Source organism: Streptomyces sp. NPDC107654, assembly GCF_055639035.1.
In genome coordinates this window covers 306,214-321,311 of sequence record NZ_JBVKBI010000002.1, presented here as the reverse complement: position 1 = coordinate 321,311, position 15,098 = coordinate 306,214, and the positions used below count along the sequence as shown (strand labels likewise).

Sequence of the window (15,098 nt, the reverse complement as noted above, 5' to 3'; positions counted from 1 at the left end):
GGACGAGGAGCGAGCATGGTCGTCGGTGTCGGCGGAGTGGCGGTCGGTGCGGAACAGCAGGGCGGAGCGGGGACGGCCAGACCGTCGCGGAGGGAGGTGGCGCGGGGGCTGCTGGCATCGGCCGCCGCGCTGGGACTGGCCCCGGTCGTCGCCGCCTCCCGCCCCGTGCGGCAGGCCGCGGACCCCGGGGGCGGCTCCTTCGACGAGACGTACCGGGGCCGCCGTATCCAGGGGGTGCTGGTGCCCGTCACCGGGCAGAAGGCGGTCGGCGGTGAGTGGCGGATCACCGTCGACGGCCGCCCGCTGCACCTGATGCGCAGGGCCGACGGCACCTGGCTCAGCATGGTCGACCACTACACGTCGTACCGGACACCACTGGAGGCCACCCGGGCGGCCGTGGACGAGATCGGCCCCCGTCAGCGCCTGCGCGACCTCGCGCCGGGCCGGCTCGACGGCGAACACGGCGGCGCGCACATGGGGGGACGGCATGGCGTACGTGCGTAAGAACGTCAGGACGCTCACGGCGGGCGAGCGACGGCGGTTCGTGAACGCCCTGCTGACCCTCAAACGGCGCGGCGAGTACGACGAGTTCGTGCGCATGCACATCGACTTCTACACCGCCGACGGCGAGGACGGGCTGCGCACCGCCCACATGGCACCCTCCTTCCTGCCCTGGCACCGCAGGTTCCTGCTGGAACTGGAGCGGGCGCTGCGCCGGGTCGACTCCTCGGTGACGGTGCCGTACTGGGACTGGACCAGGGACCGTGGGACGACGTCCGTGCCGTGGACGAAGGACCTGCTCGGCGGGAACGGGCGGCGCTCCGACCGGCAGGTGACGACCGGGCCGTTCGCCTACGCGGCGGGCCACTGGACGATCAAGGAGGGCGTCACCGACGGCAGGTTCCTCACCCGGGACCTCGGCCGCTCCGCCGCGCCCCTGAAGCTGCCCACCCGCAGCGAGCTGCAGTGGGCCCTGGACGACCCCGTCTACGACGCGTGGCCCTGGGACTCGACCGTCCGCAAGGGATTCCGCAACAAGCTGGAGGGCTGGGGTGCCGGAAGCGGCAGCGCCTCCTGGAAGAACCACAACCGGGTGCACCGCTGGGTCGGGGGCGCGATGCTCGGCGGCGCGTCCGTCAACGACCCGGTGTTCTGGCTCCACCACGCCTTCATCGACCTCCAGTGGTCGCGGTGGCAGCGGGCCCACCGCAGCCACCGCTACCTGCCGGCCCAGCCGCCCGGTGTCGCCGACGCCCAGCACCAGCGGGTCGTCGCCCGGCACGAGAAGCTGCCCCCGTGGGACGAGACACCGGACCAGCTGGAGGACGTGAGCCGTATCTACCGGTACGCGTGAGCGCACACGCTGTGCCGGACACGGGAAGAGCCCCGGCGCTCGGAGGGCCGGGGCTCTTGCCTGGGGGTGCCGGTCGGCTCAGTTGCCGTAACCGTTGCCGTAGCCGCCGTGGCTCGGGCCGGGGTTGCCGTGGGTGTCCTTGCCCTTGCCGCTGACGTTGGCGCAGGTGTTGCCGAAGGTGGGGTTCAGCAGGGCGATGATGTCCACGGTGTTGCCGCACACGTTGATCGGGACGTGCAGCGGGACCTGGATGACGTTGCCGGAGATCACACCGGGCGATCCGACAGCCGCGCCCTGAGCACCCGCGTCCGCCAGGGCCAGCCCGGCCCCGCTGACCACCACGGCGCCGGTGCCGACAGCGACAGCGGCTGCCTTCGCGATGCGAGACATCACGTTCTCCTTTTGTAGCTCGGAAAGCGCAGCGGCAGACCAGCCGCCGCACTTCCCGTTCAACGGCGCGACGCGGGCGTGGTCACGGTGATCACCCGGGGATCACTCTTTTAACGGCAGGGCCGGAGGGCCCGCGGCGTGGACGCAGCTCAGGCGGGTCGGACCTCAGGGCAGCCGGCGTACCGGGGAGCCCGCCAGGTACGCCTGGATGTCCTCCACGGCCTGGCCGTAGTACGTCGTGTAGTTGGCGTGGGAGACGTAACCGAGGTGGGGTGTGGCGAGGAGGCGGGGCGCGGTGCGCATCGGGTGGCCGGCGGGCAGCGGCTCGATGTCGAAGACGTCGATCCCGGCGCCGGCGATCCGGCCCTCGTGGAGCGCGGCGAGGAGGGCGTCCTGGTCGACGATCGCGGCGCGGGAGGTGTTGACGAGGTAGGCGGTCGGTTTCATGAGGGCGAGTTCGGCGGCGCCGAGGAGGCCGCGAGTGCGGTCGCCGAGGGCGAGGTGCACGGAGACGAAGTCGCTGTCACGGAGCAACTCCTCCTTGGAGCCGACGAGTTCGACGCCCACCTCCTCGGTCCGCTCCTTGGTGAGGTTCTGGCTCCACGCGCTGACCCGCATCCCGAAGGCGAGACCGACCTGGGCCACCCGGCTGCCGATCTTCCCGAGGCCGAGCAGGCCCAGCCGGCGGCCGTCCAGATCGGCACCCACGGTCGACTGCCACGGCCCGTCGGCGCGCAGGGCGTTGCTCTCCTGGACGATCCCCCGGGCGAGACCGAGCAGCAGCGCCCAGGTCAGCTCGACCGGCGGGGTGCTCGAACTCGCCGTACCGCACACGGTGACGCCGTGCGCCTCTGCGGCGGCGTAGTCGATGACGCTGTTGCGCATCCCGGAGGCGATGAGCAGTTTCAGCCGGGGGAGCCGGGCGATCAGCGATCCGGGGAAGGGGACGCGTTCGCGCAGGGTGACGACGATGTCGAAGTCGGCGAGCGCCGCGGCGAGGGCCTCCTCCCCGTCGAGGTGCTCGCGCAGCGCGACGACCTCCACCCGCTCCTCGATCACCGACCAGTCGGCCAACTCGGTTGCCACACCCTGGAAGTCATCCAGCACCACACAGCGAAGTCGCACGTCGTCTCCCTTCCGCCCCGACTCTAACGACCCCCGCCCCACCCCCTCAGCCGCGCCCGGCCCCCCAGGCAGCCACTCGGCCCGGCTCAGCCCTCTCCCGGCACCCCCTCGGCCGAGCCCGCGTAGGCCGGGGAAGAAGACGAAGAACGCCAGAACCCCAAGACGCCCACGGCGGGAACACGCCGCATGCAACACTGTCCCCCCGTCTGATCCAGGGGGATCGTTGGACGAGACGGAACGAGTCGTCGTTGCTGCCGGGCAGCTGGTGCTTGAACCGCGAGGCCGCCGGTGGGCCCATGCCTCCCTGTGTGTCCTGGACGCCGTCTTCTCCATCAACGCCCATTACGAGCGGCACACGGTCCCGACCTGCCAGCGCTACGCGGCCTGGGCCGGCATCCCGGTCCCGTTGTCAGGTAATGCGCAGCTCCCCGTCCGCGACGAGCAACCCCTACAGGGCTTCGTCACGCACGTCCAGGCCCACGGCGAAGCGGCGTTCGCTTCCGAGGTCCTGGCGAACAGGCAGCGCACACGGGCGCACCGCGATGCCCCCGTGAAGGCTGCCCGTCGGTATGCCGAGATCCTGGTATCCCACGGCATCGCAACTCTCGCTGACGCCAACGCGCTGCTCGCTGATTCGGACAGGCTGACAGCCGTTGAGCGGGACCTCGCGGGGGTTGCCGGCCACGGCTCCGGCGCACGTCTCGCCTACCTGTGGATGCTGTTGGGAGACGACAGCCGCATCAAGCCGGACCGTATGGTTCTTCGATGGTTGCGAACAGTGCTTCAGCGCACGGTGACCACAGCCGAAGCGATCGAACTCATCACCGAGGCCGCGGCGCGCTTGAGGTGTACACCGTGGGAGCTCGACCACGCGATCTGGGAAAGCCGGCGGAAGGCCTGACCGCAGCCGACGTGTGCGCCCTTGTGAGACGCACACGACGACCACCCGCACCTGGCACCGGAGAATCTCCGGGCCGCCGCGTCTTGCCTGGCGGCCCCCCCCGGGCCCTCCAACCGGCTAGCGTTCCGACCGGAGAGTGCGACCAGTGCGACTGCCTCGATGAAGGCGTCCCGAGTAACTGTCAGGCCTCGCGACCCCCGGCAGCCGCGCTGCTACGGGTCGATCGCCCCTGGAAGGACGGGTCCATGACCACGTACACCTGCCCCAACTGCGACGTCGACTTCGGCTACCCGCAGGGCCTGGCCATTCATCAGGAGCTCGGCTGCGAGTGGGGCGACGACGGGACCGACGGCGACGCCAAGTACTGCTGCGGCATGATCTATGAGGAGGGCGAGTCCACCTGTCACAGTTGCGGGGAGCCGCTGTAGCCCTGCCCCGCTCAGCCGGCACCGCTTCTGTGGCTCGAGACACTTTCTGCCCCCGCCGGCATGACTTTCTCGTCCCGACGCACCGTCGGCTCGCTCAACGGTCTGTCGCCGGCGAGCCCGTTGTCACTGCCTGCGTCCAAGGTCTAGAGCGGCCGCACTCTTCCCCGCAGCACGGGAGACGGCCCGCGGCCAGGTGCCGGAGCCGCCGCCATTCGTGCGCCTAAGCTGTCTCGGCCCGCGCCGCACGTAGGACCGAGGCAGGCTCCGGTGCGTCGAGTGGCCAGGTCTCGTCCTCCCCGAAGTCAGGGGCCTGGAAGGGGTTGGTCGTCGCCGGAGGCGGCGATGCTGCGGCGGAGCAGCGGGGCTGCCCTTCCGGGGCGGAAAAAAGCGACGTCAGATCGATGAGAAGACTCTCTTTCGTTACAGGTCCCGCAAGGGGCCTCTGGTGTGCCGTGACCGGGCACAGCGGTCCTACAGTCTGGTCATCTTTCCGTACGGGCTCAAGATCCGCATTTGCGCCGAGCCGAAATCCACGAGCACCGCAATTCCGTCCTCGATGCCGATGACTCGGCCGAGGCCGTACACGTCGTGGGTGACCTGGTCGCCCACGGCGAAGTGCTTGGGAGCCGGTGTGACCGGGGCTTTGAAGGGGCTGGTAGGCAGATGACGCTTCGGCGCAGGTGGCTTTGTCATGGCTCAGTATGAACCCACGCGCACCCCGTTCGCTGTGGCCGTCGGCACAGATCCGGACGGGAGCGATCGCTTCACGCCCCTGACCTGGGGTTTCTCGTTCTGGTGAGGCGAAACTGGACCGTGGTCTCCCGTCGATGACCAGGGTGACCGCCCGTCCCTCCGTGGTTCGAACGGCTGTCGCTCACGCCCGAGGCGTTCAGGTCGTGACCTTGCAACCCGCAACGTGACCGGAAGGGCCGCGCCGAGGGCGAGACGCGCACGTGCCGGGACATCCGGCCCTCACACGCGCGCATCCTGCGGCACCACATCGCCGATGGTCAGCTCCAGCCGGATCTCCTCTTCCAGGGGGAGACCGGTGGCCTCCTCGCCGGCCGGCCCCGTCATCGGCCGGGCGTGACACAGCGCACGGGCGGCCGTACTGCCTCCGCACGTCTTAAGTCAGCCACTGGGGCGGCTGTCTTCGAGTCAGCCACCGGGCGGCGCGTGTACGACAATCGGACACGCGCCTGACGAAGTGACTCAGCGACGGCATCGCGCCCGCCCTGGCGGCGGAGTGGCCCGGGAGCAGCGTTGTCGTGCTTTCTGTCGACCTACGCCACGCCCGGTGCGTCGACGGGCGGCTGCCGGACCTGGAGCGGCGGCTGAAAGCTGCGGGTGATCTTCTGGAGGCGGAGGCGGAGGCGGAGGCGGAGGCGGAGGCGGAGGTGGAGGCGGAGGCGGAGGTGGAGAACGCCGGCTGATCTTCGGCCGGTCGAGAACTCCGACACGATTCGACTCACGTCAGGGAGGCGGCCGCTGCACCGCTCAGCGTCGGTCGCCCGCCTGAGCTGTCTGCGGCAAGCTGCCACTGCGCCTCGGACGGTAGTCAGATCGAGTAGTTCCGTACGAGTCACGAGCAACGAGGCAGGTGTAATGCAGGCCGAGTAGCGAGCCGGCGTCAGTGCCGAGGTTCGCGGCGAGGACCTGAGTGGGCAGCGGATGCTTGTCATGGGGGTCATGGACCGCAACCGAATCAGCCAGTACGCCGCGAATTGCGACCACCTCGTACTCGACTCGGGTACCGAGAGTCGCCTTCTCGTGGGAGTGATCCCCGCCGAGCGGTTGGTCGCACAGGCCGCAGGTGTTGGCATGAGGGGCAGCATCGGTCATGCTCGCCACGCTACCCAGCGACGGCACAACGACCGAGACCTCGGCAGTCTCGGCCGGCGGTCGACCGGGATCCCGTAGACGATCTCGACGTGAGCGGCGGGCACCACGATCTCCGCAGCGGCAGATGCGTCGGTCGGGACGGGTGTGGACCGGGCCGAAGGAGGGTGGGGCGAGGGTGACGAAGACACGGGCGTGGCCGCGGACGGTGGCGGGGACGTCGCGACGGTCGTCCCCGACCGGGCAGACGTGGATGAGGTGGTGAGTGTCGCCCGCGTACGTCCGGCCTGAAACGGCGGATCGAAGCCGGGACGATCTCCCTGAGGTACCCGGCGCCGGCTGCTCCCTGCCCCGAAACCTCGACGCTTATGCGACACGGCCACTCGCGAAAACCCGGTGACAGCCGGACAGCCCCGGATCCGACCCTTGATCACCAAGAGTGCCTCCGAGGTTTCGTCGTACCCATCGACAACCGCTGTGAGCAGCAAAAGCCCTCCCGAGCGGGAGGGCGGAGACAAGCGCCCCCGGCAGGACTCGAACCTGCGGCCAAGCGCTTAGAAGATGCGGGCTCGCCGTGGTGGGCCGGTCCGATCCCCTCCTGCTGCCACCGTGCCGGGTCGCCGAGCGCTGCTGCCGTCCGCCGTCGTTGCCGGCGTTGCCCTCACTGTCGCCCGAGACGCCGTGGGCGGGGCTCACGTGCCGGGCTACTGATCACCGGTCTCTCTCACCAGCGAGGCTGAGAAAGCCCACGGCTCTGAGCAGCTCAGATGCCGTGGGCCTCTGTCGTTGTCGGTTGGCGTCGGGTGACCTCGTACGCCCAGGGACGTCCTGGGGGTGAGCACCGCTTCACGAGTTCGATCCGCGATCGGTCCAGCTGCTGACGTCTTCTGGCGCGGCAGCCGAACAGAGGCGCTGTTCCCGGCCGGGATCAAGCACCCCTTGTGTGGCTGTGCTCTTCACACGGCGCCTTTCGTCCATTGAAGCGCTCAGCCTGTCGAGTGGCGCACGCGGGAGAGGGTCGGCTACGAGCTCGATGACACCAGCCGCGTACGAACGAGGGCTCGCAGCATCGCGGCGCCCGCCCCCACCGCTGCGAGGTGCAGGACTGCCGCGAGCGCGAGGTTTTCCGGCAGGGCTGCATCGGCCGGTTGCGCGACCGCCAGGTACAGGGTGAACGGAAGCTTCCAGCCGCTCCAGGCGAACAACGAGCCCGAGCCGAGCCAGCCGAGCACCATCGGGCCCCATCGGGGAACTCGTGCGGGTCGGCCTCGAACGGCAGCCCAGATGGCGACGGACGCCAGGAACGCCCAGAGTCCGAAGACTCCGGACAGTACATACCAAGCGAGGTCCCGCTCGTCGCGGTGGGCGACACCTGCGGTGCCGCCCACCGCCCAGTACAGCCAGATGAGACCGACTGCGGCGCCGACCACGGTCATCCATGGCAGCGCCCTTGGCGAGCCCTCTCCACCGTCCCCGAGTCGACCCGCGAACGCGTCCGGCCAGCGTCGTCGCAAGTACGTGGGCAGCGCGATGGCCAGACCCAGCCCCATGCCTACAAACCCGATCTGAACCAGGATGGCCTCCCAGACCGGCATCGACGGGCCGGCGTCACTCCCGCTCTTCGGTGTGCCATCCGCCGATCCCAGCAGCGAACTGAGAACGGCGTACGGCAGCACCGGGACGAGGAACCCAGTCCCGACCCAAGCGCAGAAGGCCAAGGGCGCTCCCGGTATGCGCATCCCCCACGGCCGCACCAGCGCGAGGGCCACCGCTATCCCGATCCCTGCCATGCCGATCGTTGCGCTGTTGAGCACCACCCACTCCACCTTGCTGAACCCGGCCCCGACTGGCAGCAGCCCCAAGAGCGAACCGACCACCCACGAAACCTTGATCAGCAAGTAGGGCGTCAGCGCCAGCGCTGCCCCATACGCCGCGGCCCGTCCGACTCGATCCCACCGATCCACCTGAACTCCCATTTCAAGCAACGGAGTTCGAGTCTCATTCACGACTGCCCCCCGGGCGTCAACCGCCGGGTGCATCCATGTCATCACTCAGGAGGAGTGAGAATCAGCCGACGGGAGCACATGGAACTTCTGCAGCACGAGGAGCCGCCGGTTCAAGCTCCCGACCGCGAGATGCGGCGCTCAGTCGCGCCCAGGTCCGCCAGACTCCGGCTCGGCCGGCCGCGCTGCCCTCGCACCCAGGTGAGCACCAGCTCCCGCGCCAGGTAGTGGCTCCGCACCTGCTCCGGTGCCCAGCTCTCTGCTTCGAGGACCTTGGCGAGCGCGTCGTCCATCCGGTTGTGGGCGCTGAGAGCCCGGGCTGCTTCGAGGTTGTGCCGTGTACGGCGTTCCGTCGGCAGTCCTCCAGACGTGGTTGGCGTCAGTGCCGAGTCGGTCGGCTGCCCGTTTCGCCTCGTCCAGGAAGGCCCGTGTCGCGGCCCGGTCGTCGGCACGGGCTGAGGCCATGGACCCCGCCAGGAACAGGGTCCCGTAGATGGACAGGAACTCGGGCGTCGACTCCTGGAGACCTGGCCGGAGGTATTCGCCCGCGTCCCCGACCAGCTGCACGGCTGCGTCGAACCGGCCGTTGGACAGCAGGCAGTGTGCGACGGACCGGAAGAGAGAACCGGTGACGACCGGGTTGCCGGACTGCTGCCAAGCCGCGGTCGGCCGCGATCCATGCCAGGTCGGTCTCACCGAGCTTGGTGAGCACCATGGCCGCAACCTGGTACATCATGGCCATCAGCTCGTGTGCCCGCTCTGGTGACGAGGGTTGTTGCCGTCAGACACACGAAACGCCCCTGAGGGAAGATCCCCTCCAGGGCGTTCTTACCGGCAGGAGGTGGCGCCCCCGGCAGGACTCGAACCTGCGGCCAAGCGCTTAGAAGGCGCCTGGTGTGTGGTGTGCCACCCCATCGCTGACCTGCTGCTCTTACCGCGTCGCGCGCGTCATCGTTTGGACTTCGACACGCATTCGACTGGCTTTTCGCATGCGGCAGAGCTGGCGGCAGGGCACACTTCTCCGCCGTGGACATCGTCAAGGGCGAGCTTCGGCGTCTCCGGTGCGGTCTCGCAGCTGATGCCAGTCAGCAGAGGCCGTTTCTGGTGCGGGCCCAGTTCACCGCTGAAGATCCGGCACAGGTCATCGCGGATGTCCGTGCCGTGCTGGCGTGTGTCGTCGAGCGGACGGATGACTGGCCCGCCTTCGACCGGTGGCCGGAGTTGCTGCCGGCGTAGTTTGTGCAGCGCTGTGCGCCGGAGTGTGCGGAATCGGCGAGCGAGCTGTCCTTCGGCCCCTGGGCCTGGCTCCGGAAGTGGCGGACCATGACGCCTGAGGAGAAGCCGGGCAACAGTCGTGGTCCATGGACGCTGTCTGGCTGGCTCTACTACTTCGACCCCAGCGGGGAGGGTGTGGGCGACGACCGCAGTTGGTGGTGGTGGGACGCGGGGTCGGACGGGCCAGGCAACGGCTGGGTCGAGGTGGCCACCACAGGTTGGCCCTTCGGAAGCGGTTCGCTGTCTTGGCTGATCGAGGCCAGTGGCGGGAAGGACCTCACGTATGGGGCGTGAGCGTCATGGGACGTGCGTCGTCGGCCATGGTGATGTCGGTCGTGGGTTCCAGATGGCCTCCCTTCTGACCTCGGCTAACGGTTGATCGGAATCTCGTAGACGATCTCGCAGTGAGCGGCGGGCACCACGATGTCCGCCGTCTCCACGGGCCGTCCCTCGTCGCTGTAGTACGTCCGCCGGATGTGCGTGACGAGCGCGGCCTTCTGGATGCCCAGGAGTGACGCTTCCTCGGCGGTCGCTTGCCTCGGCTCGGGCTGCTCCACGGCGTGGCTGACGGTGACACCGATCGCGGCCATGCGGTTCACGACCCCCGCCCCGGCGTGCGGCCCTCCCTCCGGGAGGACGACGAGAGTGCCGGCGGTGAGGTCGTACGGCTCCCAGCTCGTGGAAAGCTGCACCGGCCTGCCGTCGGCCAGGAACTCGTACGTCGTCCGAACGCACAGGTCACCCTCGGCGATGCCGAGCCGCGCCGCGATGTCCGCCGGAGCCGGCACCTTGGCCTCAGTCCGGCTCTCCCAATCTCCCTGCCTGCCCACGGCCTTCATGTCCGCCCGGAACGGAGACCCGTCGGGCCGCTCACGCGCTGACGAACGGACCACCCGAACCCGCTGCCGGGGCTCGGCGACGTACGTGCCCGAACCGGCGCGGCCCTCCAGCACACCCTGGGAGATCAACAGCTCCTGAGCCCGGCGGACCACGTTCTCGCCGACCCCGTACTCCTGGCCGATCTGGGCGCGGGACGGCAGACGGTCCCCGGGCTCCCATACGTGCTCCGCGATCCGGCGCCGGAGTTCGTCGGCGATGCGGAGATAGGGCGGCTGCTCAGGCATATGGAAAATCTAGTCCACTAGCTCTAATCTAGTTAACTAGCTTCACTGAAAGTGATCGCCGGTTGACGGAGGCTGCCCTGTGCCCGCTTCGGGATCTCGCGTGGCGGCCATCGTCGCCCGGCTGTCCGCCGTCGGACTTCCCACGCGCGTGGAGGAATACGACCGCTACACGTCGGTCGAAGCGGAGATACCGGAAGCGCCCTCCGCTGACCTATGGCGGGAGGCCCTGGAAGTGGTGGCCGAGGCCGATCGGTTCGGCCTCCTCGCCACCAGCCTGAACGGCCGCACCCTCTGGGCGGTCGTACACAAAGCGGTCCCCGCGACGGGCGATGTCGGGGGACCGAGCCATCAGCGATAGGAGCTGAGCAGCGTGCTCAACCGTATCCGCCGTGCCGTCTCGCTCACCAGAGCGCGGTACGCCCCCAAGGGCAGGCACCGCCGCCCCTTAACAACCTCCCGGTCGACGGTCGCCCCTGCCTGTCCGGCGTCCGCCGATGCGTCGAGGCGGCCACTGGGCCGGGTTTCCGACATCGCTAACCATCGACTCCCGCTCGCAGGGGAGGACAACGCACTCGTCCGCCCCTACCTGCTGGCCTGGGAGGAACGAGTACGGCCGCGGACGGTGGTCGTCGCTTCCCATCTGCCGGCTGAAGCCTGGTCGACCCTGGCGGGGGCCTGCTGATGTCTCGACGCCAACAGCTCCGCGTCACCGAAGCATCTGCCGTCCCCTACCGGTCGACCGCCTGCCGCATCGGCACACACCCGCTCTGCACGGAGTCCTCTCCCGTCTCCGCGCCGATCGACCTGCCGGTTGTCTACGAGGCGTGCGCGTGCCCGTGTCACTCGGTCCCGGGCGGCTCAGAGCCCAGGGAGATGCAGCGGTGAGCGGCTGGGCACCGGGCGGCGCGCTGGTTGCCACTGTCGAGGTCACGGCCACCACCGTGCAGCGTGGCGACGTCATCCAACTGGGCGGCAGAGCGTGCCGGGTCATGGACCTCTTCCAACTTCCCCAAGGGGCCAAACGGCTTCTCTTCGAGTCGGGCGAGTTGCTGACCATACACACGCGAACTCGGCTTGCCGCCGTTCGCGTGCAGAGAAGGCGGTGACCCGGTCTGTGCCTTCACGCCATCACGACATCGCCGACGATCTCCGGCGCCAGATCACACCCGGCGCAGTCAAACCGGGTGAACGCCTGCCTTCCGAGGCAGACCTCGCCGACCGATACAAGGTCAGTACGGCCACACTGCGAAGTGCGCTCGCAGTCCTCCAGGGTGAAGGCCTTGTCGAGAAGATCCACGGGAAAGGCAACTTCGTCCGCCCGCTGCCTCCGCAAGGTCGCGTACGTCGGGGGGTGGGGAACGCTGGATCCATGGACCACCGCTGAAGCGGCCATGCACGTCACTGTTCACACCACCACCGTGCAGGCAGACGGCCATCTGACGTCCTTGCTGAGGGTGCCGACGGGCAGCCCTCTCACTGAGTTCTTCTGCATCAGCCACGAGGGAGACTCGCCGCACGGTCTCGCCCGCATCTACATCCCGCGCGACCTGGCACCGGTCGGCGTGCTGGGCGACGACTCCTCGTGGCGGGACACGGCCACGCGATTCGCCGTCCTCGGCTCGGCGCCGGCAACTGTCCGGGAAACGGTATGTGCTCGTCCACCGACACCGGACGAGGCATCCGCCCTCCGGATCGGCCCAACGGCGGCAGCCCTCGCGATCACACGGGTCGCGACCGACTCCACGGGTCGAGTTGTCGAGGCCGCGCTACTCGTGTTCCCAGGGGATCGCGTCGACGCGGTCTTCACCACCCACGACGTGACCGATGAGAAGGGCACCCAACGATGACGGCACCGAACGAACTGCGACTCCTTCCGTGGTCGGGGCCGGACGGCAAACCCTGCTACTTGGACACCGACGACAAGGCCGGCTACATGTCCCGCCTGGCGGACAACATCGAAGCGGTGCAACTGGGGACGGCGGCCGAGTTGCTGGAGCATGCCTTCGACACCCTCGACGACCAGGACGCCGACCCGGAGGACTTGCACCGGCTGGCGAGGGAACTGACCAGGGCGTTGCGGGATGTTCTCCGCGTTGCAGTCAGTCGCGGTCACCTCCTGGCGGTGAGCGACCCTCATCGCTCCTGAAGGGGAACTCGGTGGCTGCGGCACTCGGACTCCTTCACGGCCACGTCCTGGTTGGCCTGACTTGCCTGTCTACTGATCACGGGCCTCGCTGACCAGCGGGCCTGACGAAGCCCACGGCTCTGACGTGCTCAGAGGCCGTGGGTTTCTGTCGTTGTCGGGTGTCGTCGGCTGCCCTCGGACGGCCCCAGGTCGGCCCAAGAGTGAGCCCGCAGCGCTTCTGCGACTGCCGTACGCGCTCTTCCGGCAAGCTGCCGAGGACTGCACAATCGCCATATGCCGGACAGCACGCTGTGGGTGGCCTGCCTTACCGCGGGCACAGCTATCGCAGCCAGTTGGGTATCAAGTCGCGGCAGCCTGCGCGCCGCAAGGGAGCAGGCACATGCTTCTGCAACGGCTCAGCGGGCCAACGCGTTGGCCCAGTCACGCCGGGACTCGTACATAGGGGTTGTCGACCAAGCTCATCGCATGGGCGCGTTATACCGGGAACTGCCAGGCGTCCTATCGATGCCGGCCGGCACCGACAAGGAAGCTGCTGTGCAGGAGCATGCTAAGCGCCTACGCGAAGCCTACGGACCCTTCACCCTTGCTTGCGACGTGATGATCGTTGACGGTGGCAACCCCGTGGCCGAGGCGGTCAAGGCTGTCTTCAGGGACTCCCGGGCGATCTACATGGGTCTGCTCACCGGGGCGGACGGTGAGCAGGCCAGCACTTCGTATGACATCGCTATCAGGTCCTACTGGGACTCCGTGAACGTCATGGTTTGGGAGATGCATTACGAGGCGAATCGCGACAGAGCTGACAGCCCGCTGCGTAGAGCGACTGTGCGCCGTCCGTGGCGTCCGATCTCTCGTGACTCCTAGCACAGCGGCCGGACGATGTGGTCGCCAGCGCTGCCGACGACCACCGTTTTAAGGAGACCATTCCGACGATGTAATGATCAGCGCTGCGACTCTCCCCGCCCGCTCTGGATGGTGTGGGGCTGGTTCTCCAGATACGGCAACGTGCGCCGGTGTTTCCGTCAAGAAGTACCGTCAAGCTTTCAGCTCCCCACAGGCTGCCATCGGCCGCAGCTCTCGCTGTTAAAGGAGTAATCGCTGGCGAGGATGGTCACCTGGACCCGCTTCGCAGCAGAGACGAAGTTGTTGTCGATCGTCTCCCCGTTGGCGTCGGTCCTTTCCCAGTAACACCCGTCGACGTCGGTGGTGTAGTAGGTGCCCGGCTTGACTTCAGAGCCCACGCGGTAGACACCGTCGCCGAAGACACGCCCCTCATCTTCAAGCTTGTTGCGCTTTGAAGCGCTCCCAACCAGCTCTTCGACCTCGCTCTTGTCGGGGTGATCTGGGCACAACAGCAGGGCCCCACGAACTTCGGCGAGCTGCTCCTTGGATCCAGCCTGCTGGAGGTACGACCAGCTGCCCGAACCGGACTGTGCGCAGATGCCGTACAGGGTGCCTAAGCTGTCGAGGTCCCCCTCATCCCCATAGGCGACCCGCAGGGCTTTCGTCTCTGTGTCGCTCGTCTCCGTGCCGCTGAGGGTGGCATCGCAGTCTTCCTGCTTGTCCGCCCATGCCTCCTGCACCATGGAGTAGTAGTCACCAGAGCAGTCGATCTCGTCCACCGTGACCGGATCCGATGTGTCGACAGCCTGGGTCTCCTCAGTCGGACTCTTAACGGCGTCAGTAGCAACCGCGCTCGACTCCTTCTTCGAGTCAGTGTGCTGAGATTTCTCCGACTCGCTGGAGCACCCTGCAAGCAGCAGACCCACAGCTGCAACGACCATAATCTTTTTCATTGGTTGCCCCCACATGCGCACCGCGGCACTCACGTCTCTGAGAGTTCGACGCTGGGCTGGCCGATGACTTCTAGATGGTCAAGCACGATTTCGCAGCTGGCGACAAAGTCGAACGCCGCATCCGGGAAGACGGTGTGATCACCATGGGAGACGCGAGCTCGCAGTCGTGCAAGGCGGACCATCGTCTCCGCGACCGAGTGCGGCAGGCCCCTCCCCTCAAGCTGCCGTGCGGCCTCCTGCACGGACCGTGTACCGCCGAGCAGATCGCGGTATGTGACCTCGACAGCCCGCCAGGCAAGCATCACGGCACTGTCCGGTGAGCTACCGACCAAGTCCAGCGCCTGGTCGAGGGCTTCGTATTGAGTGGAGCGGGCGCGCAAGTGAGGACGAACCACGTTGCCGGCCTGCGAAGGCAGCGGCCTTGACGGCCGTCCGGACTCTCCTGGAGGCGACGACGAGGTTTGCTCCCGGGTTCCGTCGTAAGTGCGTCGTGCCTCTTCAGCGAAATCGATCGCTCCCGCCGGGGTCTCCAGCCGCGTCATACGGGCGAAGGCCCGCTTGAGGTGGTGCCTGCACGCCCAAGCAAGCACCAACGTCACTACGGGCCATACAAGTGCCTCAACGTACTTGAGGACCAGTTCAGCTACTTCCACACGGCCATCTAACCGCAGCTCTAACTCACCAGGTTGTGGTTTGACCGCTTCGTCCCGAAGTAACTTG

General features: G+C 68.0%; 18 protein-coding genes and 2 pseudogenes. 11 read left to right on the top strand and 9 right to left on the bottom strand.

Features of this window, described 5'->3' with window-relative positions; genetic code table 11:
• The first annotated feature begins 15 nt into the window (after window positions 1–15).
• Window positions 16–504, top strand: coding sequence for a tyrosinase family oxidase copper chaperone (locus ACZ7N4_RS04540; RefSeq protein ID WP_471353675.1), 489 nt, complete (start codon window positions 16–18; stop codon window positions 502–504).
• Complete coding sequence (locus tag ACZ7N4_RS04535) at window positions 488–1,354, top strand: tyrosinase family protein (RefSeq protein WP_471353673.1); 867 nt, start codon at window positions 488–490, stop codon at window positions 1,352–1,354. Before ACZ7N4_RS04540 ends, ACZ7N4_RS04535 begins: the two co-directional genes overlap by 17 nt.
• Before the next feature lie 78 nt (window positions 1,355–1,432).
• Here ACZ7N4_RS04535 and ACZ7N4_RS04530 read toward each other — a convergent pair whose 3' ends face one another.
• Together ACZ7N4_RS04530 and ACZ7N4_RS04525 are read right to left on the bottom strand one after the other, a co-directional pair.
• The gene (locus tag ACZ7N4_RS04530) at window positions 1,433–1,744 is read right to left on the bottom strand and encodes a chaplin (protein WP_471353671.1); all 312 of its coding nucleotides are present in this window, start codon (window positions 1,742–1,744) and stop codon (window positions 1,433–1,435) included.
• Between the two features lie 165 nt (window positions 1,745–1,909).
• Window positions 1,910–2,869, bottom strand: a complete 960-nt coding sequence (locus ACZ7N4_RS04525; RefSeq protein ID WP_471353669.1) for a D-2-hydroxyacid dehydrogenase family protein — start codon at window positions 2,867–2,869, stop codon at window positions 1,910–1,912.
• A 223-nt stretch (window positions 2,870–3,092) separates the two neighbouring features.
• On the opposite strand from ACZ7N4_RS04525, the gene ACZ7N4_RS04520 reads away from it, so the two are divergent.
• Window positions 3,093–3,770, top strand: a complete 678-nt coding sequence (locus ACZ7N4_RS04520) for a hypothetical protein (protein WP_471353667.1) — start codon at window positions 3,093–3,095, stop codon at window positions 3,768–3,770.
• A gap of 245 nt (window positions 3,771–4,015) precedes the next feature.
• A complete protein-coding gene (locus ACZ7N4_RS04515; protein WP_471353665.1) occupies window positions 4,016–4,198 on the top strand; it encodes a hypothetical protein in 183 nt (60 codons plus the stop codon).
• 471 nt (window positions 4,199–4,669) lie between these two features.
• Here the strand turns inward: ACZ7N4_RS04515 and ACZ7N4_RS04510 are convergent, their stop codons facing one another.
• Window positions 4,670–4,891: a hypothetical protein gene (locus ACZ7N4_RS04510; protein ID WP_471353663.1), complete on the bottom strand. Its 222-nt coding sequence runs from the start codon at window positions 4,889–4,891 to the stop codon at window positions 4,670–4,672.
• 575 nt (window positions 4,892–5,466) lie between these two features.
• Between ACZ7N4_RS04510 and ACZ7N4_RS04505 the strand changes: the two genes are divergently transcribed.
• Window positions 5,467–5,631, top strand: coding sequence for a hypothetical protein (locus tag ACZ7N4_RS04505; protein ID WP_471353660.1), 165 nt, complete (start codon window positions 5,467–5,469; stop codon window positions 5,629–5,631).
• Between the two features lie 64 nt (window positions 5,632–5,695).
• Here the strand turns inward: ACZ7N4_RS04505 and ACZ7N4_RS04500 are convergent, their stop codons facing one another.
• The 3 genes and pseudogenes from ACZ7N4_RS04500 to ACZ7N4_RS04490 all read right to left on the bottom strand — a co-directional run bounded on the left by ACZ7N4_RS04500 (window position 5,696) and on the right by ACZ7N4_RS04490 (window position 8,013).
• Complete coding sequence (locus tag ACZ7N4_RS04500; RefSeq protein ID WP_471353658.1) at window positions 5,696–6,040, bottom strand: hypothetical protein; 345 nt, start codon at window positions 6,038–6,040, stop codon at window positions 5,696–5,698.
• Window positions 6,041–6,145: 105 nt separating this feature from the next.
• A pseudogene (locus ACZ7N4_RS04495) lies at window positions 6,146–6,319 on the bottom strand (replication initiator); the annotation flags it as partial.
• A 740-nt stretch (window positions 6,320–7,059) separates the two neighbouring features.
• On the bottom strand, window positions 7,060–8,013 hold the full coding sequence (locus ACZ7N4_RS04490; protein ID WP_471353655.1) for a hypothetical protein: 954 nt from the start codon (window positions 8,011–8,013) through the stop codon (window positions 7,060–7,062).
• A 1,053-nt stretch (window positions 8,014–9,066) separates the two neighbouring features.
• Between ACZ7N4_RS04490 and ACZ7N4_RS04485 the strand changes: the two genes are divergently transcribed.
• Window positions 9,067–9,276, top strand: a complete 210-nt coding sequence (locus tag ACZ7N4_RS04485) for a hypothetical protein (RefSeq protein ID WP_471353653.1) — start codon at window positions 9,067–9,069, stop codon at window positions 9,274–9,276.
• 407 nt (window positions 9,277–9,683) lie between these two features.
• Here the strand turns inward: ACZ7N4_RS04485 and ACZ7N4_RS04480 are convergent, their stop codons facing one another.
• Entirely contained in the window at window positions 9,684–10,439 is a 756-nt protein-coding gene (locus ACZ7N4_RS04480) for a GntR family transcriptional regulator (RefSeq protein WP_189813427.1), read from the bottom strand.
• Between the two features lie 79 nt (window positions 10,440–10,518).
• Here ACZ7N4_RS04480 and ACZ7N4_RS04475 point away from each other — a divergent pair, with 79 nt between their 5' ends.
• The 5 genes and pseudogenes from ACZ7N4_RS04475 to ACZ7N4_RS04455 all read left to right on the top strand — a co-directional run bounded on the left by ACZ7N4_RS04475 (window position 10,519) and on the right by ACZ7N4_RS04455 (window position 13,446).
• On the top strand, window positions 10,519–10,797 hold the full coding sequence (locus ACZ7N4_RS04475; protein ID WP_351749328.1) for a hypothetical protein: 279 nt from the start codon (window positions 10,519–10,521) through the stop codon (window positions 10,795–10,797).
• Window positions 10,798–11,320: 523 nt separating this feature from the next.
• A complete protein-coding gene (locus ACZ7N4_RS04470; RefSeq protein WP_471353650.1) occupies window positions 11,321–11,545 on the top strand; it encodes a hypothetical protein in 225 nt (74 codons plus the stop codon).
• Window positions 11,542–12,286: pseudogene (locus ACZ7N4_RS04465) on the top strand (GntR family transcriptional regulator). The gene ACZ7N4_RS04470 and the pseudogene ACZ7N4_RS04465 overlap by 4 nt, the downstream one beginning before the upstream one ends.
• Window positions 12,283–12,585 carry a hypothetical protein gene (locus ACZ7N4_RS04460; RefSeq protein ID WP_471353648.1) on the top strand — a complete coding sequence of 101 codons (303 nt, stop codon included), beginning with the start codon at window positions 12,283–12,285 and terminating at the stop codon, window positions 12,583–12,585. The pseudogene ACZ7N4_RS04465 and the gene ACZ7N4_RS04460 overlap by 4 nt, the downstream one beginning before the upstream one ends.
• Window positions 12,586–12,858: 273 nt before the next feature.
• The gene (locus ACZ7N4_RS04455) at window positions 12,859–13,446 is read left to right on the top strand and encodes a hypothetical protein (protein WP_471353645.1); all 588 of its coding nucleotides are present in this window, start codon (window positions 12,859–12,861) and stop codon (window positions 13,444–13,446) included.
• A gap of 179 nt (window positions 13,447–13,625) precedes the next feature.
• On the opposite strand, the gene ACZ7N4_RS04450 is transcribed toward ACZ7N4_RS04455, so the two are convergent.
• Window positions 13,626–14,411 (bottom strand): hypothetical protein, encoded by a 786-nt coding sequence (locus ACZ7N4_RS04450; RefSeq protein WP_471353643.1) that lies wholly within the window; start codon window positions 14,409–14,411, stop codon window positions 13,626–13,628.
• Window positions 14,408–15,031: a hypothetical protein gene (locus tag ACZ7N4_RS04445; RefSeq protein WP_471353641.1), complete on the bottom strand. Its 624-nt coding sequence runs from the start codon at window positions 15,029–15,031 to the stop codon at window positions 14,408–14,410. Before ACZ7N4_RS04445 ends, ACZ7N4_RS04450 begins: the two co-directional genes overlap by 4 nt.
• Window positions 15,032–15,098: the final 67 nt, after the last annotated feature.

Excerpts from the sequence above, each read along its gene's own strand:
- ACZ7N4_RS04515 (WP_471353665.1), top strand. The coding sequence starts at position 4,016 with ATGACCACGTACACCTGCCCCAACTGCGACGTCGACTTCGGCTACCCG.
- ACZ7N4_RS04540 (WP_471353675.1), top strand. The coding sequence starts at position 16 with ATGGTCGTCGGTGTCGGCGGAGTGGCGGTCGGTGCGGAACAGCAGGGC.
- ACZ7N4_RS04510 (WP_471353663.1), bottom strand. The coding sequence starts at position 4,891 with ATGACAAAGCCACCTGCGCCGAAGCGTCATCTGCCTACCAGCCCCTTC.
- ACZ7N4_RS04480 (WP_189813427.1), bottom strand. The coding sequence starts at position 10,439 with ATGCCTGAGCAGCCGCCCTATCTCCGCATCGCCGACGAACTCCGGCGC.
- ACZ7N4_RS04490 (WP_471353655.1), bottom strand. The coding sequence starts at position 8,013 with ATGGGAGTTCAGGTGGATCGGTGGGATCGAGTCGGACGGGCCGCGGCG.
- ACZ7N4_RS04455 (WP_471353645.1), top strand. The coding sequence starts at position 12,859 with ATGCCGGACAGCACGCTGTGGGTGGCCTGCCTTACCGCGGGCACAGCT.
- ACZ7N4_RS04460 (WP_471353648.1), top strand. The coding sequence starts at position 12,283 with ATGACGGCACCGAACGAACTGCGACTCCTTCCGTGGTCGGGGCCGGAC.
- ACZ7N4_RS04500 (WP_471353658.1), bottom strand. The coding sequence starts at position 6,040 with ATGACCGATGCTGCCCCTCATGCCAACACCTGCGGCCTGTGCGACCAA.
- ACZ7N4_RS04530 (WP_471353671.1), bottom strand. The coding sequence starts at position 1,744 with ATGTCTCGCATCGCGAAGGCAGCCGCTGTCGCTGTCGGCACCGGCGCC.
- ACZ7N4_RS04535 (WP_471353673.1), top strand. The coding sequence starts at position 488 with ATGGCGTACGTGCGTAAGAACGTCAGGACGCTCACGGCGGGCGAGCGA.